24 protein-coding genes and 1 pseudogene are annotated in these 23,979 nt (G+C 72.7%); 15 read left to right on the top strand and 10 right to left on the bottom strand.

Annotated features, from left to right (window positions below):
- Window positions 1-76: 76 nt before the first annotated feature.
- The 3 genes and pseudogenes from OG736_RS04030 (at window position 77) to OG736_RS04040 (ending at window position 1,386) form a co-directional block, all read left to right on the top strand.
- Window positions 77-307 (top strand): hypothetical protein, encoded by a 231-nt coding sequence (locus OG736_RS04030; RefSeq protein ID WP_327181179.1) that lies wholly within the window; start codon window positions 77-79, stop codon window positions 305-307.
- Window positions 308-335: 28 nt separating this feature from the next.
- Window positions 336-644 (top strand): annotated as a pseudogene (locus OG736_RS04035) (ornithine decarboxylase); the annotation flags it as partial.
- A gap of 286 nt (window positions 645-930) precedes the next feature.
- Window positions 931-1,386 carry a cyclic nucleotide-binding domain-containing protein gene (locus OG736_RS04040; protein ID WP_327181180.1) on the top strand — a complete coding sequence of 152 codons (456 nt, stop codon included), beginning with the start codon at window positions 931-933 and terminating at the stop codon, window positions 1,384-1,386.
- 14 nt (window positions 1,387-1,400) lie between these two features.
- Here OG736_RS04040 and OG736_RS04045 read toward each other — a convergent pair whose 3' ends face one another.
- Window positions 1,401-2,705 carry an MFS transporter gene (locus OG736_RS04045; RefSeq protein WP_327181181.1) on the bottom strand — a complete coding sequence of 435 codons (1,305 nt, stop codon included), beginning with the start codon at window positions 2,703-2,705 and terminating at the stop codon, window positions 1,401-1,403.
- Between the two features lie 125 nt (window positions 2,706-2,830).
- Window positions 2,831-3,445 carry a LysE/ArgO family amino acid transporter gene (locus tag OG736_RS04050; RefSeq protein ID WP_327181182.1) on the bottom strand — a complete coding sequence of 205 codons (615 nt, stop codon included), beginning with the start codon at window positions 3,443-3,445 and terminating at the stop codon, window positions 2,831-2,833.
- A 77-nt stretch (window positions 3,446-3,522) separates the two neighbouring features.
- On the opposite strand from OG736_RS04050, the gene OG736_RS04055 reads away from it, so the two are divergent.
- Window positions 3,523-4,425 carry a LysR family transcriptional regulator ArgP gene (locus OG736_RS04055; protein WP_327181183.1) on the top strand — a complete coding sequence of 301 codons (903 nt, stop codon included), beginning with the start codon at window positions 3,523-3,525 and terminating at the stop codon, window positions 4,423-4,425.
- Here OG736_RS04055 and OG736_RS04060 read toward each other — a convergent pair.
- Entirely contained in the window at window positions 4,415-5,122 is a 708-nt protein-coding gene (locus OG736_RS04060; RefSeq protein ID WP_327181184.1) for a TetR/AcrR family transcriptional regulator, read from the bottom strand. The genes OG736_RS04055 and OG736_RS04060 overlap by 11 nt on opposite strands.
- Before the next feature lie 163 nt (window positions 5,123-5,285).
- On the opposite strand from OG736_RS04060, the gene OG736_RS04065 reads away from it, so the two are divergent.
- Window positions 5,286-6,503, top strand: a complete 1,218-nt coding sequence (locus OG736_RS04065) for a saccharopine dehydrogenase family protein (RefSeq protein ID WP_327181185.1) — start codon at window positions 5,286-5,288, stop codon at window positions 6,501-6,503.
- Between the two features lie 103 nt (window positions 6,504-6,606).
- Window positions 6,607-6,858, top strand: coding sequence for a WhiB family transcriptional regulator (locus OG736_RS04070; RefSeq protein WP_057605100.1), 252 nt, complete (start codon window positions 6,607-6,609; stop codon window positions 6,856-6,858).
- Between the two features lie 268 nt (window positions 6,859-7,126).
- On the opposite strand, the gene OG736_RS04075 is transcribed toward OG736_RS04070, so the two are convergent.
- Genes OG736_RS04075 through OG736_RS04090 form a run of 4 tightly spaced genes read right to left on the bottom strand, consistent with a single transcriptional unit; the run spans window position 7,127 to window position 11,935 of the window.
- Entirely contained in the window at window positions 7,127-8,992 is a 1,866-nt protein-coding gene (locus tag OG736_RS04075; RefSeq protein ID WP_327181186.1) for a sensor histidine kinase, read from the bottom strand.
- Window positions 8,989-9,687 (bottom strand): response regulator, encoded by a 699-nt coding sequence (locus OG736_RS04080; RefSeq protein WP_327181187.1) that lies wholly within the window; start codon window positions 9,685-9,687, stop codon window positions 8,989-8,991. The genes OG736_RS04075 and OG736_RS04080 overlap by 4 nt, the downstream gene beginning before the upstream one ends.
- Before the next feature lie 17 nt (window positions 9,688-9,704).
- The gene (locus tag OG736_RS04085) at window positions 9,705-10,457 is read right to left on the bottom strand and encodes a L,D-transpeptidase family protein (protein WP_327181188.1); all 753 of its coding nucleotides are present in this window, start codon (window positions 10,455-10,457) and stop codon (window positions 9,705-9,707) included.
- Between the two features lie 59 nt (window positions 10,458-10,516).
- Window positions 10,517-11,935 carry a M1 family metallopeptidase gene (locus OG736_RS04090; RefSeq protein WP_327181189.1) on the bottom strand — a complete coding sequence of 473 codons (1,419 nt, stop codon included), beginning with the start codon at window positions 11,933-11,935 and terminating at the stop codon, window positions 10,517-10,519.
- A 161-nt stretch (window positions 11,936-12,096) separates the two neighbouring features.
- Between OG736_RS04090 and OG736_RS04095 the strand changes: the two genes are divergently transcribed.
- Window positions 12,097-12,456, top strand: coding sequence for a DUF488 domain-containing protein (locus OG736_RS04095; protein WP_327181190.1), 360 nt, complete (start codon window positions 12,097-12,099; stop codon window positions 12,454-12,456).
- A gap of 125 nt (window positions 12,457-12,581) precedes the next feature.
- Here OG736_RS04095 and OG736_RS04100 read toward each other — a convergent pair whose 3' ends face one another.
- The gene (locus OG736_RS04100; RefSeq protein WP_327181191.1) at window positions 12,582-14,246 is read right to left on the bottom strand and encodes an FAD-binding dehydrogenase; all 1,665 of its coding nucleotides are present in this window, start codon (window positions 14,244-14,246) and stop codon (window positions 12,582-12,584) included.
- 28 nt (window positions 14,247-14,274) lie between these two features.
- Window positions 14,275-14,919 (bottom strand): TetR/AcrR family transcriptional regulator, encoded by a 645-nt coding sequence (locus OG736_RS04105; protein ID WP_327181192.1) that lies wholly within the window; start codon window positions 14,917-14,919, stop codon window positions 14,275-14,277.
- A 131-nt stretch (window positions 14,920-15,050) separates the two neighbouring features.
- On the opposite strand from OG736_RS04105, the gene OG736_RS04110 reads away from it, so the two are divergent.
- Genes OG736_RS04110 through OG736_RS04125 form a run of 4 tightly spaced genes read left to right on the top strand, consistent with a single transcriptional unit; the run spans window position 15,051 to window position 18,986 of the window.
- Window positions 15,051-15,680: an alpha-ketoglutarate-dependent dioxygenase AlkB gene (locus OG736_RS04110; protein WP_327181193.1), complete on the top strand. Its 630-nt coding sequence runs from the start codon at window positions 15,051-15,053 to the stop codon at window positions 15,678-15,680.
- Window positions 15,681-15,735: 55 nt separating this feature from the next.
- Window positions 15,736-16,941 (top strand): acyltransferase family protein, encoded by a 1,206-nt coding sequence (locus OG736_RS04115; RefSeq protein ID WP_327181194.1) that lies wholly within the window; start codon window positions 15,736-15,738, stop codon window positions 16,939-16,941.
- 50 nt (window positions 16,942-16,991) lie between these two features.
- On the top strand, window positions 16,992-17,741 hold the full coding sequence (locus OG736_RS04120) for an MBL fold metallo-hydrolase (protein WP_327181195.1): 750 nt from the start codon (window positions 16,992-16,994) through the stop codon (window positions 17,739-17,741).
- A gap of 9 nt (window positions 17,742-17,750) precedes the next feature.
- The gene (locus OG736_RS04125) at window positions 17,751-18,986 is read left to right on the top strand and encodes a DUF4032 domain-containing protein (protein ID WP_327181196.1); all 1,236 of its coding nucleotides are present in this window, start codon (window positions 17,751-17,753) and stop codon (window positions 18,984-18,986) included.
- Window position 18,987: 1 nt separating this feature from the next.
- On the opposite strand, the gene OG736_RS04130 is transcribed toward OG736_RS04125, so the two are convergent.
- Window positions 18,988-19,860, bottom strand: a complete 873-nt coding sequence (locus tag OG736_RS04130; protein WP_327181197.1) for a universal stress protein — start codon at window positions 19,858-19,860, stop codon at window positions 18,988-18,990.
- Between the two features lie 61 nt (window positions 19,861-19,921).
- Between OG736_RS04130 and OG736_RS04135 the strand changes: the two genes are divergently transcribed.
- The 4 genes from OG736_RS04135 (at window position 19,922) to OG736_RS04150 (ending at window position 23,923) form a co-directional block, all read left to right on the top strand.
- Window positions 19,922-20,278 (top strand): VOC family protein, encoded by a 357-nt coding sequence (locus OG736_RS04135; protein ID WP_327181198.1) that lies wholly within the window; start codon window positions 19,922-19,924, stop codon window positions 20,276-20,278.
- Window positions 20,279-20,424: 146 nt separating this feature from the next.
- The gene (locus OG736_RS04140; RefSeq protein WP_327181199.1) at window positions 20,425-22,101 is read left to right on the top strand and encodes an NAD(P)/FAD-dependent oxidoreductase; all 1,677 of its coding nucleotides are present in this window, start codon (window positions 20,425-20,427) and stop codon (window positions 22,099-22,101) included.
- Window positions 22,098-23,573 (top strand): ATP-binding protein, encoded by a 1,476-nt coding sequence (locus OG736_RS04145; protein ID WP_327181200.1) that lies wholly within the window; start codon window positions 22,098-22,100, stop codon window positions 23,571-23,573. Before OG736_RS04140 ends, OG736_RS04145 begins: the two co-directional genes overlap by 4 nt.
- Window positions 23,570-23,923, top strand: a complete 354-nt coding sequence (locus OG736_RS04150) for a UBP-type zinc finger domain-containing protein (protein WP_327181201.1) — start codon at window positions 23,570-23,572, stop codon at window positions 23,921-23,923. The genes OG736_RS04145 and OG736_RS04150 overlap by 4 nt, the downstream gene beginning before the upstream one ends.
- Window positions 23,924-23,979: the final 56 nt, after the last annotated feature.

The following is a 23,979-nucleotide window of genomic DNA, read 5'->3' on the forward strand; positions in this document are numbered from 1 at the left end:
CGGCTGGCCGCCCCCGCGGCGGCCAAACCTCCCGGACGGGGAGCATTCGTCCCGACGATCCGGGTAGGCGGAAGAGATGACCGATGTGGTGGACTCGGACGAACTGCTGCGGCGCATCCAGCGGGCGAGGGCCTGCGCCCACGAGGAGCTGCTGGCCTGGCGGGCCCGGAGCGCGGACCTCGCCCGGGCCGACACGGAACGCGCGGACGACGCGAAGGACGCCCGGACCCGGGGTCTCGCCTACGAGGCCGTGCTCAAGGTGCTGGACGAGATCGTGACGCCCGGCCGGAGCGCCGAGCCCCGCTGACCGGGGCCGCGGGAGCCGATCTTCTCATGCAGCGCCCGACCTGGGCCCGGCCCCGCGGGTCGAGGTGCCGGGCCCCGCCGAACTGCGCATGGCGCAGGCGATGCCGCCCCGGGACGCGCTCTTCGGAGCCGCCGAGAACGTGGCACCGAGCGAGGCAGCCGGGCGGATCGCCGCCGAGATGACCACGCCGTACCCGCCGGGGATCCCGGCCGTCCTGCCCGGTGAGCGACTCACGGAGCCCGCGCCGCGCTGTCTCAGCACCGGTCTGGCGGCCGGCATGAACCTCCCCGATCCGACCGATCCGGAACTGCGGACGATCAGGGTCGTCGCCCAGGACACCGCACTTCGAGTGAAACAGGTCACGGGACCGGGTTTCGAGTACACAAAATCTCCGCGAATGGTTTACGGTTCATTCATACCTGGTGAGCGGGGTCGTAGCCACTCCTCCTCCGTGCACCACCTCTTGCCGCCCTGGCTGGTCTCCCCCGTCCAGCCAGGGCTTTTCCATGCCCTCGTGGCCCTCACGGCGAAAGTGCGGCCCGCCGAGGTGCCCGGGGCGTCGGCAGCGGCTCAAATGGGAAGGGGAAGCACCCCTACCGATCGTCGGCGAGGAGCTCCGGGCCATGACCAAAGCGACGAAACTGCTGACCGCGCTTCCCCCGCCCCAGCGTCAGCATCTGATGACACTGGCCCGTGAGGTGTCCTTCCCGGAGGACGCCCGGATCTTCGACGCGGGCGGCACCGCCGACCGCTTCTGGGTCATCCGCTCCGGCGCGGTCTCGCTCGTCCAGCAGGTGACCTCCCTGCGGCGGGTCACCGTCGCGAGCCTCGGCGCCGGCGACCTGCTGGGCTGGTCGTGGCTGTTCCCGCCGTACCGGTGGGACTTCGGCGCGGAGGCCTTCAGCCCCGTACGGGCCTACGAGTTCGAGGCGTCGCCGGTCCTCGCTCTGTGCGACGAGGATCCGGCGCTCGGGATGTCACTGATACGGATCGTGGCCGAGATCCTCGCGCACCGGCTGGAGACGACCCGGGGCAAGCTGATGGAGCAGTACGGGACCCACCGGCGCGGGGAGCTCTAGACCCCGCCCCCGGCTCAGACGCGGTACCGGCGCAGCGCGGGCACGGCGACCGCCAGGCCCAGCATCGAGGCCACGACCAGCAGACCGCCGCCCGCGACCGCGACACGGGGCCCGAAGGCGGCGCCCGCCGTGCCGTGCAGGGCGTCGGCCAGCCGGGGTCCGCCCGCGACGACGACCGTGAAGACGCCCTGCATACGGCCGCGCATCTCGTCGGTGGCGGCGGACAGCAGGATCGCCCCGCGGAAGATCATGGAGACCATGTCGGCGACCCCGGCACAGACCAGGAACACCACGGCGAGCCACAGACTGCCGCTCAGTCCGAACCCGGCGATCGCCGCACCCCAGGCGACGACCGCGCCGATGACCATCCAGCCGTGCCGCCGCGCCCGGGAGAACGTGCCGGAGAACAGTCCGCCCAGCACCGCGCCGATGGGGATCGCCGCGAACAGCAGGCCCAGGGCGAGCCCTTCGCCGTAGGAGGCGTACGTCTCGGCGGCGAGCTGCGGGAACAGGGCCCGGGGCATGCCGAAGACCATGGCGATGACGTCGGCGAGGAAGGACAGCAGCAGGACCTTGTGCCGGGAGATGTAGCGGAAGCCCGCCACGATCTCCCGCACTCCGGCGCGCCGGGCGGTGGCGCTCGCCAGGGGCGGCAGCGCGGGCAGACGGGCCACGGCCCACAGCGTCACGCACAGCGCCAAGGCGTCGAGGAGGTACAGCTCGGGCAGGCCGATGACGGGGATCAGGGAGCCCGCGAGCAGCGGTCCGGCGACCAGACCGGTCTGCATGACGGTCGAGCCGAGGGCGTTGGCTGCGGCGAGTTCGCCCGCCGGCACCAGCCGGGCGATGGAGGCGTTGCGGGCGGGCGCGTTGAGGCCGAAGAACGCCTGCTGGGTGGCGAGCAGCACCATCAGCACGGCGACCGAGTCGAGTCCCGAGGCCGCCTGGAGCCAGAACAGCACCGAGGTGACGGCGATACCGCTGTTGGTGACCAGCAGCAGCTTGCGCCGGTCGACGGTGTCGGCGACCGCGCCGCCCCACAGCGCGAACAGCACCATCGGCACCAGCCCGGCGAGGCTCGCGTAGCCGACCCAGGCGGAGGAGCCGGTGATGTCGTAGATCTGCTTGGGTACCGCGACGGCGGTGAGCTGGCTGCCCACGGCCGTGACGATGGTCGAGGACCACAGTCGCCGGTAGGCCGGCCGGCGCAGCGGTCGGGTGTCCATCGCCCAGCGGCGCCAGCCGCGCCGGGGCCGGTCCTGCGGACTCGGGTCGGCCTCCTCGGCCTCGGGTGCGGTGCTGCTCTCGCTCGTGTCCACGGGATCCCTGGTTGCTCGCTACATCTTTCGGTCCGGAGGTCACTATCCCAGCACCTGCTGTGCTTTCACCGCTCTGTGGACGCGCGATCTCAGATTCCGGACGGCGTATGACGAGCCTTCAGCGGTCAGGCCCCGGCGACGAGCGTCACACCGAGGACGATCATCGTGGCGGCGACCAGGCCGTCCAGGACGCGCCAGGCGGCCGGCCGGGTCAGGAACCGGCCGAGCAGCCGGGCGCCGAAGCCCAGCGCGGCGAACCAGCACAGGCTGGCGAAGGCGGCGCCGAGGCCGAAGGTCCAGCGCAGCGGGCCGCGGTCGGCGGCGACGGAGCCGAGCAGGAAAACCGTGTCGAGGTAGACGTGCGGGTTGAGCCAGGTCAGTGCCAGACAGGTCAGCACGGCGCGGCGCAGGGAGCCCGCGCTCTCCCCCTCGGCCGCCAGGGCACCCGCGGGCCGGAACGCCCGCCGGGCGGCCAGCGCCCCGTAGCAGAGCAGGAACAGACCGCCGATCCAGCCGACCGCGGTCAGTGCCCCGGGCCAGGCCACCACCAACGCGCCCACCCCGCCCACGCCCAGGGCGATGAGCAGTGCGTCGGACAGGGCGCAGATCCCGACGACGGCGAGGACGGCGTCACGGCGGATGCCCTGACGCAGGACGAACGCGTTCTGGGCGCCGATGGCGACGATGAGCGACAGCCCGGTGCCGAATCCGGCGACCACGGCGGTGAGGGTGTGGGACATGACGTCCACGCTAGGGAAGCGATCACTGTACGTACAGCTAAAGATTCTTACGTATCATTAGCTCTCGTGATGATCGGATGATGACGGACCTTCCGCTCGACCAGGTGCGCACCCTGCTCGCGGTGGTGGACGAGGGCACCTTCGACGCGGCGGCCGCCGCCCTGCATGTGACGCCGTCGGCGGTCAGCCAGCGCGTCAAGGCACTGGAGCAGCGCACGGGCCGGGTGCTGCTGCTGCGCACCAAGCCGGTGCGGCCCACGGAGTCCGGCGAGATCGTGGTCCGGTTCGCCCGCCAGCTCGCCCGGCTCGAGCGCGACACGCGGTCCGAACTGGGCATGAGCGGCGAGGGCGAGCCGGCCCGGGTGACGGTCGCGGTGAACGCGGACTCGCTCGCCACCTGGTTCCTGCCGGCCCTGACCCGGGTGCCGCGGGAGCCGCAGCTCTGCTTCGAACTGCACCGCGAGGACGAGACCCGCACGGCGGAACTCCTGCGGGAGGGGCTGGTGATGGCCGCGGTGACCTCGTCGCCCGAAGCCGTGACCGGCTGCACCGTGCGGACCCTGGGCACGATGCGCTACCTGGCCGCCGCGACCCCGGACTTCGTCTCCCGCCACCTGGGCGACGGCCCGCTGCACGAAACCCTCGGCCGGGCACCCGTGATGACCTTCGACCGGAGCGACGATCTCCAGGACGCGTTCGTGCGCGGGCTGCGCCGGGGCGTCGGCGGCGCGAGTCCGGTACGACAGGCGGTGCCGACCTCGGAGGGATTCGTGACCGCCGTGGTCGCCGGCCTGGGCTGGGGCATGGTGCCCGAGGTGCAGGCCGACCCGCTGCTGCGCTCCGGCCGCCTGGTCTCCCTCGCCCCCGAACACCCGCTGGACGTCCCCCTGTACTGGCAGCAGTGGAAGCTGGACTCCCCGGCGCTGGCGGTGGTGGCGGACGCGGTGACGGCGACGGCGGCCGAGGCCCTCAGGAGCTGAGTCCGGCAAGCGTCGCCTGCGCACTGTCCAGCAGCATCTCCAGCGCCGTCGGGTAGGCGCTGGTCACCATGCGGGTCGACAGCAGCGGGGCCGCCTCGGCGATCCGGGGGTGGGTCTCGGCGGGCAGCCGGGCGTACGTCGACCGCCAGACCGCGTCGTCCGCGCGCTGCGCGGCCCGGGGCAGGGCCAGGGACGCGGCGTCCAGGGCGGCGAAGGCCAGCGTCTGGTCGATGAAGGCGTGGTAGATCCGCACGGTGTCCGGCAGCGGGAACCCCGCGGTGCGCAGCACGTCCAGGACGGCCTCGTCGGCGGCGAGTTCGTTGGCCCGGCCGGTCACCCGGCTCGCGGTGAGCTGGGCGGCCTGCGGGTGGGCGACGTAGGCGGCGTGGATGCGCAGCCCGACGGTGTGCAGATCCGTGCGCCACTCCCCCGTCGGCCGCCAGCCGCGCAGCGCCTCGCCGACGAGCGCGTCGCCGATGGCCAGGGTCAGCTCGTCCATGCCCCGGAAGTACCGGTAGAGGGTGCTGGGGTCGCAGTCGAGGGCGATGCCGAGACGGCGGGCGGACAGGCCGGCGCTGCCGTGCTCGCGCAGCAGGCGCAGCGCCGCCTCGACGATCAGCCGCTCGGACAGCACGGTGCCGCTCCGGGTGGGCCGGCGCCGACGCCGCCTCTCCTCGGGTACGACCTGCTTGGCCACGGTCCCTCGCCCCTTCCACGGGCCTGCGCTCTTATGCCAACACCATTGACCTTACGCCGACGCACGGAGTTGTATCTGCCGCAGGGCCCCTCAGCACGCTTTCGCATACCTTCGTTCAGCTTGTCCACCTTCGTTCGTATTCTCAGCCGAGGGAGTTCTGTCCATGCGTGTCCTTCTCGTGGGCGCCGGCGGTGTGGGTACCGCCATCACCCGGATCGCAGCCCGCCGTCCGTTCTTCGAGGCGCTGGTCGTGGCCGACTACGACCCCGCCCGCGCCGCTGCCGCCGTCGCCGCGCTCGACGGCGACGACCGCTTCCACGCCGAGCGCGTCGACGCCGGCGACGAGGCGGCCGTGGCCGACCTGCTCGCCCGCCACCGCTGCGACGTCCTGCTCAACGCCACCGACCCGCGGTTCGTGATGCCGCTGTTCCACGCGGCGCGCACCGCCGGGGCCACCTATGTCGACATGGCGATGTCGCTCTCGCGGCCGCACCCCGACCGGCCGTACGAGGAGTGCGGCGTCCGGCTCGGCGACGCTCAGTTCGCCGAGGCCGACGAGTGGGCCGAGGCGGGCGCCCTGGCCCTGGTCGGCATGGGGGTCGAGCCGGGTCTGTCGGACGTCTTCGCCCGGTACGCCGCCGACGAACTCTTCGACGAGATCGAGGAGATCGGCATCCGCGACGGCGCGAACCTCACCGTCGAGGGCCACGACTTCGCACCCTCCTTCAACATCTGGACCACCATCGAGGAGTGCCTCAACCCCCCGGTGGTCTACGAGGCCGACCGGGGCTGGTTCACCACCGCGCCGTTCAGCGAGCCCGAGGTGTTCGACTTCCCCGAGGGCATCGGGCCGGTGGAGTGCGTGAACGTCGAGCACGAGGAGGTGCTGCTCGTGCCGCGCTGGGTGAAGGCGCGCCGGGTCACCTTCAAGTACGGCCTGGGCAACGAGTTCATCGAGACCCTGAAGACACTGCACCTGCTGGGGCTGGACCGCACCGCGCCGGTGACCGTGCCGAGCGCGTCGGGGCCGGTCTCCGTCTCGCCCCGGGACGTGGTGGCCGCCTGTCTGCCCGACCCGGCGACCCTGGGCGAGTTGATGCACGGCAAGACCTGCGCGGGCACCTGGGTGCGGGGCGTGAAGGACGGCGTGCCGCGCGAGGTGTACCTGTACCACGTGGTCGACAACCAGTGGTCCATGGCCGAGTACGGCAGCCAGGCCGTGGTGTGGCAGACCGCCGTCAACCCGGTGGTCGCCCTCGAACTGCTCGCCACGGGCGCGTGGTCCGGCGCGGGCGTCCTGGGCCCCGAGGCGTTTGCGCCCCGTCCGTTCCTCGACCTGCTCACGGCGTACGGCTCCCCGTGGGGGCAGCGGGAGCATTGAACGCTTTTCCGGGCCCATCCTGTTTCACCGCCGCCCCTCCGGTGACCCGATCGGGAGCAACTCATCCGGAAAAGCGCATACGACGAGATCGCAGGTGACTTCGATGGACAACTGGCGAGAGCATGCCGAGTGCCGCAACGAGGACCCCGACCTCTTCTTCCCGATCGGTACCTCCGGTCCGGCACTGCTCCAGACGGAGCAGGCGAAGGCGGTCTGCCGACGCTGCCCCGTGCGGGAGCAGTGTCTGGAGTGGGCCATGGAGACCGATCAGACCCTCGGGGTCTGGGGCGGCACCAGTGAGAACGAACGACGCGCCCTCAAGCGGCGGACAAGGGCCGCCCGACGCAGTTCGTGAGCTGTGCCGGGGCCGGGTGGGCCCATGAGCCGGGACGGCCAGGGCCGGGGGCCGGGCGGCCGGACCCGGTCGCAGGACCATGGATCCGTGCCGGGACCGGCCGCTCACCGGCCGGTCCGACGCGACGGCCCTCACCCGGGAGGGGCGACGCTCGTCCCCCCTCAACCGGCTCAACCGGCGGTCGCCTGCCGGAGCGTCTCGGCCGCACCGCCTCGGTTCCGCGCTTCGCGCTTCGGTCCAGGTCCACGACGACCTCGGTGGTGCCGCCTCAGCCGTCTCCGGGGGCCGTCGCCGCGGGCAGTCTCAGGGTGAAGACGCTGCCCGCGCCCGGGGTGCTCGTCGCCTGCGCCGTGCCGCCGTGGGCGACCGTCAGTTGGCGGACGATCGGCAGGCCCAGACCGCTGCCGCCGGTGCGGCGACTGCGTGACTTCTCCGCCCGCCAGAACCGCTCGAAGACATGCGCCAGATCCTCGGTGGCGATGCCCGTGCCGGTGTCGGCGACCTCCAGGACGACACGCTCGCCGTCGCCCCGGGCGGTCAGGGTGACCGTGCCGTCGGGCGGGGTGTGACGCACCGCGTTGGTGACGAGGTTGCCGAGCGCCTGCCGCAGCCGCACCGGGTCGGCGTCCAGCCACGGAGCACCCTCGGTCTCGGTGCGCAGGCGCACGCCGGCCGTGTCGGCGGCGACCCGGTGGGCGGCGGCGACCTGGGCGAGCAGGTCGTCGGCGGGCACCGGTTCGCGGTGCAGACGCAGGGTGCCCGCGTCGGCGGCCGCGAGGTCACGCAGGTCGTCGATGACGCGCTGGAGGATCAGCGCCTCCTCGTGCAGGGCGCCGAGCAGTTCGGTGTCGGGTTCCACGAGGCCGTCGCGGGTGACCTCCAGCCACCCCCGGATGTTGGTGAGCGGGCTGCGCAGTTCGTGGGCCACGTCGCTGACGAGGGCCTTGCGCTGGGCCTCCAGCCGCTCCCGGCGTTCCGCCAGGTCGTTGAAGGCCTCCGCGAGGATCCCGGTCTCGTCCTGCGTCGTGACGGGCACGCGGGCATGCCGGTCCGGGGGCTGCCCCGCGGCCTCGGTCAGGGCGCGCAGGGGCCGGACCAGCCGGGTGGCGACGACGGCGGTGACGGCGACGGTGACGGCCAGCACCAGCCCGGCCGCGCCGACCACCTTCGCCTTGTTGGCCGGGGACATGACCCAGCGCGGAGCCGCCCCGTCGTCCCCGACGCCGAGGAACAGCTCGGCGACCGGGGCGACGTACGGGTCGAGCTGGGCGCGCCGGGCGGTCTCGAAGCAGGTCTGGGCCGCGCGCAGGGCCGCCTTGCCGTCCCCCGCCCTGTCGATGCCGTCCACCGCCTTGGCGAACACGGGCGCCAGGGTCGGGGCACGGCCGGACGCGCCGGGCACTCCGGTGCCGAACACCAGGGGGATGTCGGGGTCCAGGCCCGCCCGGGTCAGGCAGCCGCCGGCCCGGCCCTGAAGCGCGGTCAGCGCCTTCTCCTCCGTGTGCGCGGGCGTGTCGAGCTGCCCGTCCCCGCACTCGTCGAACGCGTACCCGGAGACGGCGGTGGAGTCCGAGGCCGTGACCACCGGGCGCCCGCTCGGGGTGTGCGTGACGGTCGTGTCGACGCCGTAGCGGGAGAGGCAGCGTTGCCGCGCGCGGGCTACGGCGTCGAGCTTCGTGCGTTCGAGCGGGGTGAGCCGGTAGGGGCCCACCACGCGCGGGTCGGTACCGCTCAGCTGCGCGCCCGGCTCGCTGTAGGTGTCGGTGCGCAGCGGGTCGACGGTGGCGGCGGCACTCGGCGGCAGGGAGGTGCCGCGCGGCGCGGAATCGGCCAGGGGTCTGCGGTCGGCGGTGGTCAGGGCGATGCGCCGGCCGGTGCGCGCGGACAGCTCACGGACCGTCGCCTCGACGCCCGTCCAGTCGGGGTGGGTGGCGGCGTAGCCGCTGAGCCGCGCGAGGATGTCCATGTCGTCGGCGAGGGCCTGGCCCTGCTCCTCCTGCAGCGCGCGGGTGGTGGTGGTGACGGCGAGCCAGGCGGTGGCGGCCACCGAGCACACGGCGATCAGGACGGACGCGATCAGCAGCCGGACCAGCAGGCGCTTGCGCAGCGGTATGCGGGTGCGGTTGCGGTTCACGCGTGGCCGCCGCTGAGCTTGTAGCCGACGCCGAACACCGTCAGCAGCCGCACGGGTCTGCGCGGGTCGGCCTCGATCTTCCGGCGCAGGTTCATGATGTGCACGTCGATCGCCCGCTCGGTCGAGGCCCGGTCGAAGCCGCGGGTGCACTGGAGCAACTGCCTTCGGGAGAAGACCCGTTCGGGCTCGGCGGCCATGGCGAGCAGGATCTGGAACTCGGCCGGTGTGCACTCCACCGGCTCTCCGGCGCAGCGCACCTCGTGCCGCTGGGGATCGACGGCGAGCCCCGCGGCACGGACGACGGGGTCGTCCCGCCGGTCGGCGCCGGCCCGCCCGCTGCGCCGCAGGACGGTACGGATGCGGGCCATCAGCTCGCGCGGGCTGTAGGGCTTGGTCATGTAGTCGTCGGCGCCCAGCTCCAGGCCGAGCAGCACGTCGTCCTCGCCGGCCCGGGCGGTCAGCATCAGCACCGGGATGTCGTCGTCGCGGCGCAGCACCCGGCACACCCCGAAACCGTCGATGACCGGCAGCATGAGGTCGAGGACGACGAGGTCGGGCCGGTCGCGCCGCACCGCGTCCAGCGCGGCCGCGCCGTCGTGCACGACGGTGGCGGTGTGCCCCTCGGCGAGCAGCGAACGGCGGATGAGTTCGGCCTGCATCGCGTCGTCCTCGGCGACCAGTACATGAGCGCACACGCGACAACTCCGTTTGTTCAGCGGGCCAGAGAGGCATGGTCGCCCATGACGACCACAGGGTGCAGGGCGGGGTCCAGGACGAGGAGCAGCTCCTTCATGTGCTCCTCGGCGATGCTCACGCAGCCGTGGGTGGGGCCGCCGTGGTCGACGTGCAGCCAGATGCCGCCGCCGCGTTCCGCGCCGAGGGGGCGGGTCCAGTCGAGGGGCGAGGTGCCGGGCTCGCGGTTGTAGTCGATCGCGATCACGTAGTCGAAGGAACCCCGCAGCGGTTCGCCCTCGAATCCGGTGCCGGGCGAGGTGAAGCCGACGCCGTGGTCGTAGGAGAGGCGCGTGCCGGGGTCGCGCAGCAGGCCGCCGGCGTCGGTGAGGCCGTAGACGCCGACGGGCGAGCGCAGGTCGCCACCCATGTGATGGTCGCTCCAGCCGCGCAGCGCGTTGTGCGCGGGCCAGTTCTTCCCCGCCTGCCAGCCCGCCGCGGTCCGCCGGTAGAGGACCACCGTGGAGAGCGGGGAGTCGCGGCCCCGGCCGGTCACCACGACCACCTGAGCCGCGGCCTCCGGCACGGCGGCCCATGTCTTCGTCCCCAGGCCGGGTATCCGCTGCGGTGCCGCCTCGACGGAGATCGCGGGGGCGGGTGTGCGGGACGCCGCCGGTGTGTCGGTGGCGGTGGCGGCGGGCCGGTGCTCCGGTGTGGCCGCGGCGCCGCCGCCGCATCCGGTGAGCAGGAGGGATGCGGCGAGCAGCGCGGCCCGGCGGCGAAGGGTGATCATCGTTCGACCTTCTCCGACGGGTGTTTGGAACTCGTCAGGTTCCGGGGCCTGTTCGGGCGCTACGGCTTGGCGGGCTTGCCCCGGCCGTACAGCCAGGTCCGGAACAGCGCGCCGAGGTCCTGCCCGGACTCCCGTTCCGCGAGCCGTTCGAACTGGGCGGTGGTGCCGTGGCCGTAGCGGTGCGCGGCGGCCCATGCGCGCAGGACGCGGAAGAAGGCGCGGTCTCCGACGGCGGTGCGCAGCGCGTGCAGGGTCATGGCGCCACGGGCGTAGACGGGGGTGTCGAAGATGTTCGCGCCGCTGCCGGGGTCGCCGGGCGGGAACGCCCACAGGCCGTCGGTGGCGGGGCGGGCGTACAGGGCGTCGAAGGTCTCCTGGGCGGTGCTGCCGCCGTGCTGCTCGGCGTAGAGCCACTCGGTGTAGGTGGCGAAGCCCTCGTTGAGCCAGATGTCCTTCCAGGAGGTGAGGGAGACGGAGTCGCCGAACCACTGGTGGGCGCTCTCGTGGACGAGGGTGCTCAGGTCGGGGGCCCGGTCGTACACGGGCCGCGACTGGGTCTCCAGGGCGTAGCCGACGTCCGGGGCGTGGTCGACGATGGAGCCGGCGGCACGGAACGGGTAGGGGCCGAACAGTCCGCTCTCCCACTCCAGCACGGAGGGCAGCTGCTCGACGACGGGCGCGGCGGCCGCGGCCTCGCGCGGGTCGACGGCGTCGTAGACCTTGAGGCCGTCGCGGGTCGTGTACTGCTTGACCTGGAACTTTCCCACGGTGGCGGTGGCGCGGTAGGCGGCCATGGGTTCGGTCTGGCGCCAGCGGAAGGTGGTCCTGCCGTGGGTGGTGCGCCGGCCGAGGAGGACGCCGTTGGCGACGGCGGCGCGGTCCTCGGGGACCGTGATCGTGAAGTCGTAGGAGGACTTGTCGAGGGGATGGTTGTTGGCCGGGAACCAGGTCATGGCGCCCTGCGGTTCGCCGGCGACGAAGGCCCCGTCGTCGGTGGGGATCCAGCCGTCGAGGGAGCCGTCGGGGTCGGTGACCGGGCCGGGGGTGCCGTTGTAGGTGACGGTGACCTGGAACCGCTCGCCCTTGCGCAGGGCGCGCCGCGGGGTGACGACGAGTTCCTGGCCGTCGCGCCGGTGGGCGGCCTTGACGTGGTCGACGGTGAGGCCGGTGACCTTCAGCCCCTGGAAGTCGAGGTCGAAGCGGGTCAGCCGCTGGGTCGCGCGGGCGGTCAGCACCGCTGTGCCGTCGAGGTGCCGGCTGCCCGGGTCGTAGCGGAGGTTCAGGTCGTAGTGGGTCACGTGGTAGCCGCCGTTGCCGGCGAGCGGGAAGTAGGGGTCGCCGACGCCTGCGGTGCCCGCCGGTCCGGCCGCGGTGGCGGGTCCGGCCGCCGCGAGCAGCGCCGCCAGGGCGACGGGGACGGTGACGGCGACGGTTTCGCGGCGCAGGAGGGTGGTGGCGCGTCTGCGAGGGTGTGTCACGTGCGCTCCTGGGGGGTGGCGTGTGATCAAACGTCCTCAGACTAGGGACCGGATGCCCCGGGCTTCCCCCTCATTCAGGTCAAGCCGAGCGGTGTCGGCGGGCGTCCGGGGCCTACGCTCGGCAGGACCTGCCCACCCGATGACGGACGGACGGCCCGCCCATGAGTGTCCGTGTACGTCGTGTCTACGACCCGCCCGAGATCGACGACGGGGTGCGCGTCCTGGTCGACCGGCTGTGGCCGCGCGGGGTGTCCAAGGACGCGGCCCGCGTGGACGAGTGGCCCAAGGGCCTCACCCCGTCCACCGAGCTGCGCCGCTGGTACCACGCGGGCGAGGGGTCTTACGAGGAGTTCGCGCGCCGCTACGAGGCGGAGCTGACCGAACCCGAGGCGGCCGGACTCCTCGACCGGTTGCGTGCGTCGGTCCGCGCGGGACCGGTGACGCTGCTGACGTCCGCGAAGTCCCCGGAGCAGAGCCATACGGCGGTGTTGGTCCGCCTGCTGGAGGCGGACCAACGCTGACGGCCCGGGGCGGTCGGCCCGTCCGCCGGCCCGCCGTCAACCCGCCGTCGGCCCGTCCGTCGGCGAGGCTTCCTGGTCGTTCCCGTCAGGCCCTCCCTCAGCCCGTCTGCCCTCCCTCAGCCCGTCTACCGGGCCGCGGCCCGGCCTGCGGCCCGTCCGGAGAAGAGGCAGCCGCCGAGGAAGGTGCCTTCGAGGGCGTTGTAGCCGTGCACGCCGCCACCGCCGAAGCCCGCCACCTCGCCCGCCGCGTACAGGCCCTCGACCGGCTGTCCGTCGGCGCCCAGGGCGCGCGAGTCGAGGTCGGTCTGGATGCCGCCGAGGGTCTTGCGGGTGAGGACGTGCAGCTTGACGGCGATGAGCGGGCCGGCCTCCGGGTCCAGGACACGGTGCGGGGTGGCGACCCGGCCGAGCCGGTCGCCGATGTAGCGGCGCGCGTTGCGGATGCCCTGGACCTGGGAGTCCTTGGCGTACGGGTTGGCCATCTGGAGGTCGCGGGCCTGGATCTGGCGGCGCAGGGTGTCCACGTCGAGCAGCGCCTTCCCGGTCAGCCCGTTCATCTTCTCGACGAGCTTGTCGAGGGTGTCGGCGATGACGAAGTCCGCGCCGCGGTCGAGGAACGCCTGCACGGGCGCCGGGGCGCCCTTGCCGAGGAGCCGGTCGCGCAGGACGGCCTTGCGGTCCTTGGCGGTGATGTCGGGGTTCTGCTCGGAGCCCGAGAGCGCGAACTCCTTCTCGACGATCTTGCGGGTGAGGATGAACCAGGAGTGGTCGTGCCCGGCGATGTCCTCGGTCGTCCGCAGGTGCTTGAGCGTGTTGAGGGTGTCGTAGCCCGGCAGGCACGGGTCGGGCAGGCGGCGGCCGAGGGCGTCGAACCACAGGGAGGACGGGCCGGGCAGGATGCGGATGCCGTGGCCGGGCCAGATCGGGTCCCAGTTCTGGATGCCCTCGGTGTAGTGCCACATGCGGTCGCGGTTGACCAGCCGCACGCCGGCCTCGGCGCTGATGTCGAGCATCCGGCCGTCGACGTAGGCGGGGACACCGGTGACCATCTCGGCGGGCGGCGTGCCCAGCCGCTCGGGCCAGTAGCGCCGCACGATCTCGTGGTTGGCGCCGATGCCGCCGCTGGTGACGACCACGGCCTGGGCGGTCAGCTCGAAGTCGCCGATGCGGTCGCGGTTGGAGGCGACGCCTCGCGCGCTGTCGTCGGGAGCCAGGACCGTGCCGCGCACCCCGCGGGCGGCGCCGTCCTCGAGGACCAGCTCGTCCACCTGGTGCCGGTGGTAGAAGGTCAGCAGCCCGTCCTTCGCCGCCTGCTTGGCGTACCGCGCGAACGGCTCGACGACGCCCGTGCCGGTGCCCCAGGCGACGTGGAAGCGGGGCACCGAGTTGCCGTGTCCGTCGGCGCGCAGATCGCCGCGCTCCGCCCAGCCGACGGTCGGCACGAAGGAGATCCCGTGCCCGGCGAGCCAGGGCCGCTTCTCCCCCGCCGCGAACTCGACGTAGGCGCGCGCCCAGCGCACCGCCCAGGAGTCCTCGTCGTCGGCGCGGTCGAACTGCGCGCTGCCCTGCCAGTCGTTCCACGCGAGGTCGAAGGAGTCCTTGATGCCGAGGCGGCGCTGCTCCGGGGAGTCGACGAGGAAGAGCCCGCCGAAGGACCAGAACGCCTGGCCGCCGAGGTTGGCGGCGTTCTCCTGGTCGACCAGGGCGACCCGCCGGCCCCTGCTGGTGAGTTCGTGCGCCGCGACCAGGCCCGCGAGGCCCGCTCCGACGACGATGACGTCCGCGTCCATGGCGTCCGCTGCCTTTCTCCTGAGGATGTCATTCCGGGGTGCCGCTGCCGTCGGTCAGCAGCGCGGTGAGCAGTTGCTTCAGCCAGACACGAGCACCCTCGACGTCCTTGTCCAGCAGCAGTTGAGCGGTGACTCCGTCGTAGGCCGCGACCACGGCGTGCGCCGCGCTGTCGACGTCCCCGAGCACGGCCGGCGGTTCGGCCAGGCCCCGGGCCCGCGCGAGCCGGTCGGCGATCGCCCGCCGCAACCGCGCCCGGTGTTCCAGCAGGGTCTGCGCGACGTCCGGTGCGCGCGCGGCGTGCACCAGGAAGTCCGTCTTCACCAGGAGCCAGTCCAGGTCGAGCAGGAGCACCTCGGTGACCCGGTCGACGGCGGCGGGCACGTCGAGGTCGGGTCCGTCGAGGGCGAGGGCCCCGGACACCTGCTCGGCGATCAGGTCGGCCCGTTGCCGGTAGAGGGCGAAGAACAGCTCGTCCAGGCTGTCGAAGTTGGAGTAGAAGGCGCCCCGGCTGTAGCCGGCGGCCTCGCAGACCTCCTCGATGGAGACCCGCCCGAAGCCCTTGGCCGCGAACACCTCGAAGGCGGCGTCGAGCAGCTTGGCCCGCGTGCGGACCCTGCGCCTGGTGACGCGCCCGGTCGTCCGCTCGGTCTGCTCGGTCTGCTCCGTCGCCATCTCGGACCTCCGTTCGATACGGGAATGTATCCGATACACCGATGTATCGAAAGACCTCCCGGAGCATGCCTCGGCACCCCTGCGGGACAACCAAAGGGAACATGCTTTCGATTAGGGCGTACGCTGGGACCATGACCGCGCACCACCTCCAGGGCTCCCTCTTCGACCAGACCGACGAACTGCGTCTCGGCTCCCTCGACGGGATCCGCCGGACCACGCTCGGCGCGGGCGCCTGGATCGACGTGCTGCCGGGCTGGCTCACCGGATCGGACGCCCTGTTCGAGGAGCTGGCGACCGGGGTTCCGTGGCGTGCCGAGCGCCGGAAGATGTACGACAACGTCATCGACGTGCCCCGCCTGCTGGCCTTCTACGGAGCCGGTGAGGAGCTGCCCCACCCGGTGCTGACCCAGGCGCGCCGGGCGTTGTCCGCGCACTACGCCGAGGAACTGGGCGAGCCCTTCGTCACCGCCGGCCTGTGCCACTACCGCGACGGCCGGGACAGCGTCGCCTGGCACGGCGACCGGATCGGCCGCGGCGCCCGGGAGGACACCATGGTCGCGATCCTCTCCGTAGGGTCCCCGCGCGACCTGCTGCTGCGCCCGGCACGCGGAGGCGAGACGGTACGGCGCCCGCTGGGACACGGCGACCTGATCGTGATGGGCGGCTCCTGCCAGCGGACCTGGGAGCACTGCGTGCCCAAGTCCACCCGCGCCGCCGGGCCGCGCATCAGCGTCCAGTTCCGCCCGCGCGGGGTGCGCTGAAACGGAGCCGACGGTACCTGTGTCCCTACCCCTCAGGGGTACGTAGTTTGACCGCATGACCGACCCACCGGAGCCCGCGACCACCGCCGGGGCCCGGACGAGCGCGCGACCCCGGCGGACGGAACTGGACGTCCTGCGTGCCCTCGTGGTCGTCGGGCTGGTGTTCTTCCACGCCGCCCTGGTCTTCTCCCCGGACGACGACTTCTACGTCAAGAACCGCGACACGACCGAGGTCGTCACCGTCGTCGCGGGGCTCGGGGTGGTGTGGGCCATGCCGATGCTCTTCCTCGTGGCCGGTCTCGGTGCCCACCACTCGATCGGCCGGCGCGGCCCCGGCGGGTTCGCCCGCGAACGCCTGCTGCGCCTGGGTGTCCCGCTGGTCCTCGCGACGCTCACCATCGTCCCCGTCCCGCAGTGGCTGCGGCTGCGCGCCGCCGACCCCGGCTACGACGAGCCGTACGGACGGTTCTGGCTGCACTTCTTCGACGTCCGCCCCGACCTCGGCGACTTCCCCTTCGTCCTGCGCGGTGAGCACTTCGAGACCGGCCACCTGTGGTTCGTGGTCCTCCTGCTCGCCTTCTGCCTGCTCCTCGCCCCGGTCGCGGGCCCACTGGCCTCCGGTGCGCCGCGGATCGGCGACGCGGTGGCGCGCCGACCGGGCCTGCTGCTCCTGCCCGCCCTCCCGCTCGCCGCGATCGATTCCCTCCTCGGCATGGAGGAGAGCTACGCCGGCTGGAACCGCTGGGCGTACCTGGTGTTCTTCGTCCACGGCTACGCGCTGTCCGGCGACGACCGGATCCGGGCCGCGACACGACGGGTGGCCGTGCCGGTCGGCCTGCTCGGCCTGGCGCTGTTCGCGGCGTCCGCGCCCGGGTTCATGAGCGCGGACGACCCGTTCACCGACCGCACCCCACTCGCGCTGGTCACCCGGGCGCTGTTCGGCGCGGCGGGCTGGGCCTGGGTGGTGGCGATCCTGGGACTGCTGGACCGGCCCGCAGCGCGTCGCCGGCCGCCCGGCCCGGTCCTGGGGTATCTCGCGGTCGCCGCGCTGCCCTTGTACGTGCTGCACCAGCCGGTGGTCGTCGCCTTCGCCTACGGCATGGTCGGCCGGCCGGCGCCGATCGTCGTCAAGTACGCGGCGATCGTGGCCGCTTCGCTGACGGTGATCCTGCTGGTGTACGAGTACGGGGTGCGCCGGACGCGGGTGACGAGATTCCTGTTCGGCATGCGGGGAACCCCATCATCCGCATCCGTCCGGTGATCTGCTTTGCTGTCCCCGTCGACGACGGATCTCCAGGACACGGGACGGCCATGCGGGCAGACGTACGGCAAGTGGCGGACGGCACCTACCTGGTGCACGGCAGCAACACCAACTGGGTGATCCTCACCGAAGGGGACGCCGTCACCCTGATCGACACCGGCTACCCGGGAGACCGGCAGCTGGTGCTGGACTCCCTCGCCTCCGTGGGCGCTTCACCGGAGGCGGTCACGGCCGTGCTGATCACCCACGCTCACAACGACCACCTGGGCTCCGCCGAGCACCTGCGCTCCGTGTACGGCACCCCGGTGTATCTGCACGAGGCCGAAGTGCCGCACGCCCGACGGGAGTTCCTCCAGCAGGTGAGCGTGGGCGAGGTGCTGAGGAACGCCTGGCGGCCCGGCGTCCTGCCGTGGATGGTGCACGCGCTGCGCTCCGGCGGCACCGAGCAGCACCCGGTCACCGCGCCCGAGGCGTTCCCCGGCGCCGACGGCCCGCTCGACCTGCCCGGTCGGCCCGTCCCGGTGCACACCCCCGGCCACACCGGCGGCCACACCGTCTTCCACCTCCCGGAAGCGGGTGTGGTCATCTCCGGCGACGCCCTGGTCAGCGGCCATCCGACCTCCCGGCTGGCGGGGCCGCAGCTGCTGCCGGACATGTTCCACCACGAGCGCGCCCGCGCCGTGGAGTCCCTGAGCGTGATCGAAGCGCTCCCGGCCGACCTGCTGCTGCCCGGGCACGGCCCACTGCACCAGGGGTCCGTGAAGGCGGCGGCCCAGCAGGCCCGCGAACGCGCCGTCTAAGGTCAGGCCATGGCTTTGCAGATCAGCGCCACCAACCCGGAGCATCCGGCACTCCTGCTGGAGCTGCCCTGGCACCTGCCCCTGGAGGAGTGGCCCGAGGAGGTCCTCGTCCCGCTGCCGCGCGGCATCTCCCGCCACGTGGTGCGCTACGCCCAGGCCGGCGACGAGGTGATCGCCGTCAAGGAGCTCGCCGAGCGCCCCGCGCTGCGCGAGTACGAGCTGCTGCGCGACCTGGACCGGCTCGGCATCCCCGCCGTCGACCCGCTGGCCGTGGTCACCGGCCGCGCCGACGAGGGCGGGGTCCCGCTGGAGTCGGTGCTGGTCACCCGGCATCTGGGCGGCTCGATGCCGTACCGCTCGATGTTCGAGACGACCATGCGCCCGGCGACCATGCACCGGCTCATGGACGCCCTCGCCGTGCTGCTGGTGCGGCTGCATCTGGCCGGGTTCGCGTGGGGCGACTGCTCGCTGTCCAACACCCTGTTCCGACGGGACGCGGGCGCCTACGCCGCCTACCTCGTCGACGCCGAGACCGGCGACCTGCACCCCCAGCTGAGCCCCGGCCAGCGCGACTACGACCTCGACCTCGCCCGCGTCAACATCAGCGGCGAGCTGCTCGACCTGGAGGCGTCCGGGGCGCTGCACCCCTCGGTGGACCCGATCGAGTTCGGCACCGAGATCTGCGCCCGCTACGGCGCGCTGTGGCAGGAGCTGACCCGCACCTCGGTCTACCCGGCGGGCAAGTACCACTACATCGAGCGCCGGATCCGCCGGCTCAACGAGCTCGGTTTCGACGTCGCCGAGATGCAGATCGAGCACTCCCCCAACGGCGACACGGTCACCTTCGTGCCCAAGGTCGTCGACGCGGGCCACCACCAGCGCCAGCTGCTGCGCCTCACCGGTCTGGACACCGAGGAGAACCAGGCCCGGCGGCTGCTGAACGACCTCGAGAGCTGGATGGCCACCCAGGACGACTACGCCCCGGGCGACCCCCTCGCCGCCCGCCCGGAGGTGCTGGCGCACCGCTGGGTGCGAGACGTCTTCCGGCCCACCGTGCGCGCGGTCCCGCTCGAGCTGCGCGGCTCCATGGACGCGGCGGAGATCTACCACGAGCTCCTCGAACACCGCTGGTACCTCTCGGAGCACGCGCAGCACGACATCGGTCTCGACACGGCCGTCGAGGACTACATCCAGAAGATCCTGCCCAAGGCACGGGAGACCCTGGAGCCGACGATCCCGGAGTGAGTCAGTCGTGGGGCACGACGGCGACCGGGCAGTCCGCGTGGTGCAGGACGCCGTGCGCCACAGAGCCGATCCGGGCGCCCACGGCCGTGCGGTGGGCGCGGCGGCCGACCACCATCAGCTGCGCCCGCCCGGACACCGACAGCAGCACCTGCCCGGCGCTGCCCATCTCCACGTGCTCCACCACCGGCACGTCGGGGAACCGCTCCCGCCACGGGTCCAGGGCCGAGGCCAGCGCCTTCTTCTCGTACGGCTCCAGACCACCCGCGTCGTCGGCGAGCTTGAGCGAACCGGGGCTGTAGGCGAACACCGGCGGGAGCGTCCAGGCCCGTACCGCACGGACGCCCGCGCCCCGGGCGGCCGCAGTCTCGAACGCGAAGCGCAGCGCGGGGGCGCTGTCCTCGGGCTCGCCCTGCTGGCCGACGACGATCTCGTGGCCGGCCACCTCGGCGGACGGCTTGTCACCGGCCCGGACCAGCACGACCGGGCGCGCGGCCTCGGCGATCACCTGCTGGCCGACCGAGCCCAGCAGGAACCCGACCACGGGCCCGTGCCCGCGCGAGCCGAGCACCAGCAGTTCCGCGTCCGCCGCGGCGGCGGCGAGCGTCTCGACCGGGCTGCCCTCCTGGACGTCGGTCGTCACGGCGAGCGCCGGGTGCCGCTCGGCGACCGTCGCGACGGCCTCCCGCACGGAGTCCCGCACCCACCGCTCCTGGGCGTCGCGGTCCGCCACGTCGGCCGCCGCGTTCGGCTGGAACCGCCAGGCGTGCACCACCCGCAGTTCCAGGTCGCGCCGGACGGCCTCGCGGGCCGCCCAGGCGAGCGCCGCGAGGCTCTCGTCCGTCCCGTCGACCCCTGCCGTGATCGGGACCGTCATCCCGCCGCCTCCTCGTGTCGTGATCACATCCGTCGGGCCCAGTCTTCACTACGCTTCGGCCATGGCACTCGAGTGGGAGCAAGTGGTCGTCGACTCGGCCGACCCCGTGGCGCTGGGCCGCTGGTGGGCCGCGGCCCTCGGCTGGGTCGTGATCAACGACGCGTCCGACGAGTACGAGATCCGACCGGAGCGGGACCGGCTGCCGGGCCTGATCTTCGTGCCCGTACCGGAGAGGAAGACGGTCAAGAACCGGCTCCACCTGGACTTCCGCCCCGAGGACCAGCACGCCGAGGTGTCCCGCCTGCTGTCCCTGGGCGCCCGCCACACGGACATCGGACAGGGTGAGCAGCCCTGGGTGACGCTGGTCGACCCCGAGGGCAACGAGTTCTGCGTGCTGGGGGCGCGGCAGCCGTCTTGACCGCGTGCGCCCGGCCCTGTCCTCAGAGCGCACGGTCCGCCGGTATCCCGGAGCGGAGCGGGGCGATCGAACATACGATGGGCGGAGCCGGCGCGCGGGCTTCGCCGTGCCGCCGTGAGTGACGACCCTCTCGGGGTGGGAGACGTATGGCACAGGCCGCCGATTCGGCGCGGACCGTCATCCTGACCGTGGACGACGACCCGGGGGTCTCCCGTGCCGTCGCCCGTGACCTGCGGCGCCGTTACGGCGGCACGTACCGGATCGTGCGCGCCGAGTCCGGGGAGTCCGCGCTGGAGGCGCTGCGCGAGCTCAAACTCCGCGGCGACCTGGTGGCCGTCATCCTCGCCGACTACCGGATGCCCCAGATGAACGGCATCGAGTTCCTCGAGCAGGCCCTGGACGTGTATCCGGGCGCCCGTCGCGTGCTGCTGACCGCGTACGCCGACACGAGCGCGGCGATCGACGCGATCAACGTCGTCGACCTCGACCACTATCTGCTCAAGCCGTGGGACCCGCCGGAGGAGAAGCTCTACCCCGTCCTGGACGATCTGCTGGACGCCTGGCGGTCCAGCGACTACCGGCCCGTGCCCGCCACGAAGGTGGTCGGGCACCGCTGGTCGGCGCGGTCGTCGCAGGTACGCGAGTTCCTGGCCCGCAACCAGGTGCCGTACCGCTGGTACTCCGCCGACGAGCCGGAGGGGCAGCGGCTGCTGGCCGCGGCCGGGGTCGACGGGCAGCGGCTGCCGCTGGTGGTCACCGCGGACGGCACGCCCCTGGTCGAGCCGGACGCGCCCGAACTGGCCTCCCACGTGGGGCTGGCGACCACGCCGACGGCCGACTTCTACGACCTGGTGGTGATCGGCGGCGGCCCGGCCGGGCTCGGCGCAGCGGTGTACGGGGCCTCCGAGGGCCTGCGCACGGTGCTGGTGGAGCGGTCCGCGACCGGTGGACAGGCCGGGCAGAGCTCCCGTATCGAGAACTACCTGGGCTTCCCGGACGGCGTGTCCGGAGCCCAGCTCACCGACCGGGCGCGGCGGCAGGCCACCAAGTTCGGCGCCGAGATCCTCACCGCGCGCGAGGTGACCGGGCTCGAGGTCAACGGCTCCGCACGCGTCGTGCGGTTCTCGGACGGCTCGGCGGTGGCCGCGCACAGCGTGATCCTCGCGACGGGCGTGTCGTACCGGCAGCTGGCGGCACCGGGCTGCGACGACCTGACCGGCTGCGGGGTGTTCTACGGGTCGGCGCTCACCGAGGCGGCCTCCTGCCAGGGGCAGGACGTCTACATCGTGGGCGGCGCCAACTCGGCCGGCCAGGCGGCCATGTACCTGGCCAGAGGCGCCAAGTCCGTCACGCTGCTGGTGCGCGGGGAGTCCCTGGCGGCGTCGATGTCGTACTACCTGATCCAGCAGATCGACGAGTCGCCCAACATCTCCGTGCGCCCCGGCACGGTCGTCGAGGCCGCGCACGGGGACGGCCACCTGGAGCAGCTGACGCTGCGGGACGTGACGACCGGCGAGACCGAACTCGTCGACGCGCAGTGGATGTTCGTGTTCATCGGCGCGGCCCCGCTGACCGGCTGGCTGGACGGCACGGTGCTGCGCGACGAGCGCGGGTTCATCCTCGCCGGGCCCGACCTCACGCCGGACGGGCGGCCGCCGGCGGACTGGGCGCTGGACCGGCCGCCGTACCACCTGGAGACCAGTATTCCCGGCGTGTTCGTGGCGGGCGACGCGCGCGCCGAGTCCGCGAAGCGCGTCGCGTCCGCCGTAGGAGAGGGAGCCATGGCCGTGATGCTCGTCCACCGGTACCTGGAGCAGTCATGAGCGGGCAGTTGATGCCGTGCAGCCCGACCGAGATCAGCTCGCTGTTCCTGTTCGAGAAGCTCTCCCCCGAACAGCTCGGACGGCTGTGCAGCGAGGGCCGGGTGGAGAGGTTCGAGCCCGGTCCGGTGTACACCGAGGGTGATCCGGCGACCTGCTTCTACGTCATGGTCGAGGGCTCGGTCGTGCTGTACCGCCGGGTCGGCGGCGATGACATCGAGGTGAGCCGCACCTCCCAGCGCGGGGTGTATGCCGGGGCCATGCAGGCCTACCTGGGGGACCAGGTGCCGCAGGTCTACAACAACTCGATGCGGGTGACCGAGCCGACGCGGTTCTTCGTGCTGCCCGCCGAGTCGTTCTCGGCCATCATGCAGGAGTGGTTCCCGATGGCGGCGCACCTGCTGGAGGGGCTGTTCTTCGGCTCGAAGAACACCCAGCGTGCCATCGGACAGCGGGAACGGCTGCTGGCTCTGGGCTCGTTGTCGGCGGGCCTCACCCATGAGCTCAACAACCCGGCCGCGGCGGCCGTGCGCGCCACCGCGACGCTGCGGGAGCGGGTGGCGAAGATGCGGCACAAGCTGGCCGTCATCGCCTCCGGAGCCTACGACGCGGAGGCGCTGACCCGGCTGATCGAGATCCAGGAGCGGACGGCCGAACTGGTCGCCAAGGCACCGGTGCTGAGCCCGCTGGAGGCTTCCGACCGGGAGGACGACCTCACCGACTGGCTCGACGACCACGGCATCCAGGAGGGCTGGCGGATCGCGCCGACCTTCGTACAGGCCGGGCTGGACGTGGACTGGCTGGAGCAGGTCGCGGCCGCCGTAGACGAGGACACCCTGCCGGGCGCGATGGGGTGGCTCAACTACACGGTCGAGACCGAGCTGTTGATGGACGAGATCGACGACTCCACCAACCGCATCTCGCACCTCGTCGACGCCGCCAAGCAGTACTCGCAGCTCGACCGCGCCCCGTACCGGGTCGTCGACGTGCACGAACTCCTCGACAGCACCCTGCTGATGCTGTCGGGCAAGATCGGGCAGCGCATCGAGGTCGTCAAGGACTACGACCGTGCGCTCCCGGCGATCCCGGCCTACCCGGCGGAGCTCAACCAGGTGTGGACGAACCTCGTCGACAACGCCGTCTTCGCCGTCAACAGCGCGGGCGGCGAAGGCACGTTGACCGTGCGGACGGCACGCGAGGGCGACCGGCTGCTGGTGGAGTTCCGCGACACGGGTCCCGGCATCCCGCCGGACGTCCGGGGCCGCATCTTCGACCCCTTCTTCACCACCAAGCCGGTGGGCGAGGGCACCGGGCTCGGCCTGGACATCTCCTGGCGGATCGTCGTCAACAAGCACCACGGCAACCTCCATGTGGAGTCCGTGCCGGGCGACACCCGCTTCCAGGTGCTGCTGCCGCTGACCGCCCCCGACCCCGAGAGCGCACCGGACCCCGAGACCGCCGAGGAGCCCGTATGACCGACGTAGACGCGATCGACCCGAGCGTCCCGCCCAGCAGCGCCGGCTGCGTGGACTGCGACGCGGCGGGCGGCTGGTGGTTCCACCTGCGGCGCTGCGCGAGCTGCGGCCATGTCGGCTGCTGCGACTCCTCCCCCGCGCAGCACGCCACCGCGCACTACAAGGCGACCGGGCATCCCCTGGTCCGCAGTTTCGAGCCGGGCGAGGAGTGGTTCTGGGACTACTCCACCGACGAGCTGTACGAGTCCGGGCCCGAGCTCGCCCCTCCGGCCGGTCACCCCGCGGACCAGCCCGTGCCGGGCCCGGCCGGGCGGGTGCCGGAGGACTGGGCGCGGTCGCTGCACCGTTGAGAGCGCGCCGCCGGGAACCGGCCGTCGGGGAGGCCGTCGAGAGCGTCCCGCCAGGG

Origin of the sequence: Streptomyces sp. NBC_01334 (assembly GCF_035983595.1) — a bacterium.
In the GTDB taxonomy this organism is placed as follows: domain Bacteria; phylum Actinomycetota; class Actinomycetes; order Streptomycetales; family Streptomycetaceae; genus Streptomyces; species Streptomyces coriariae.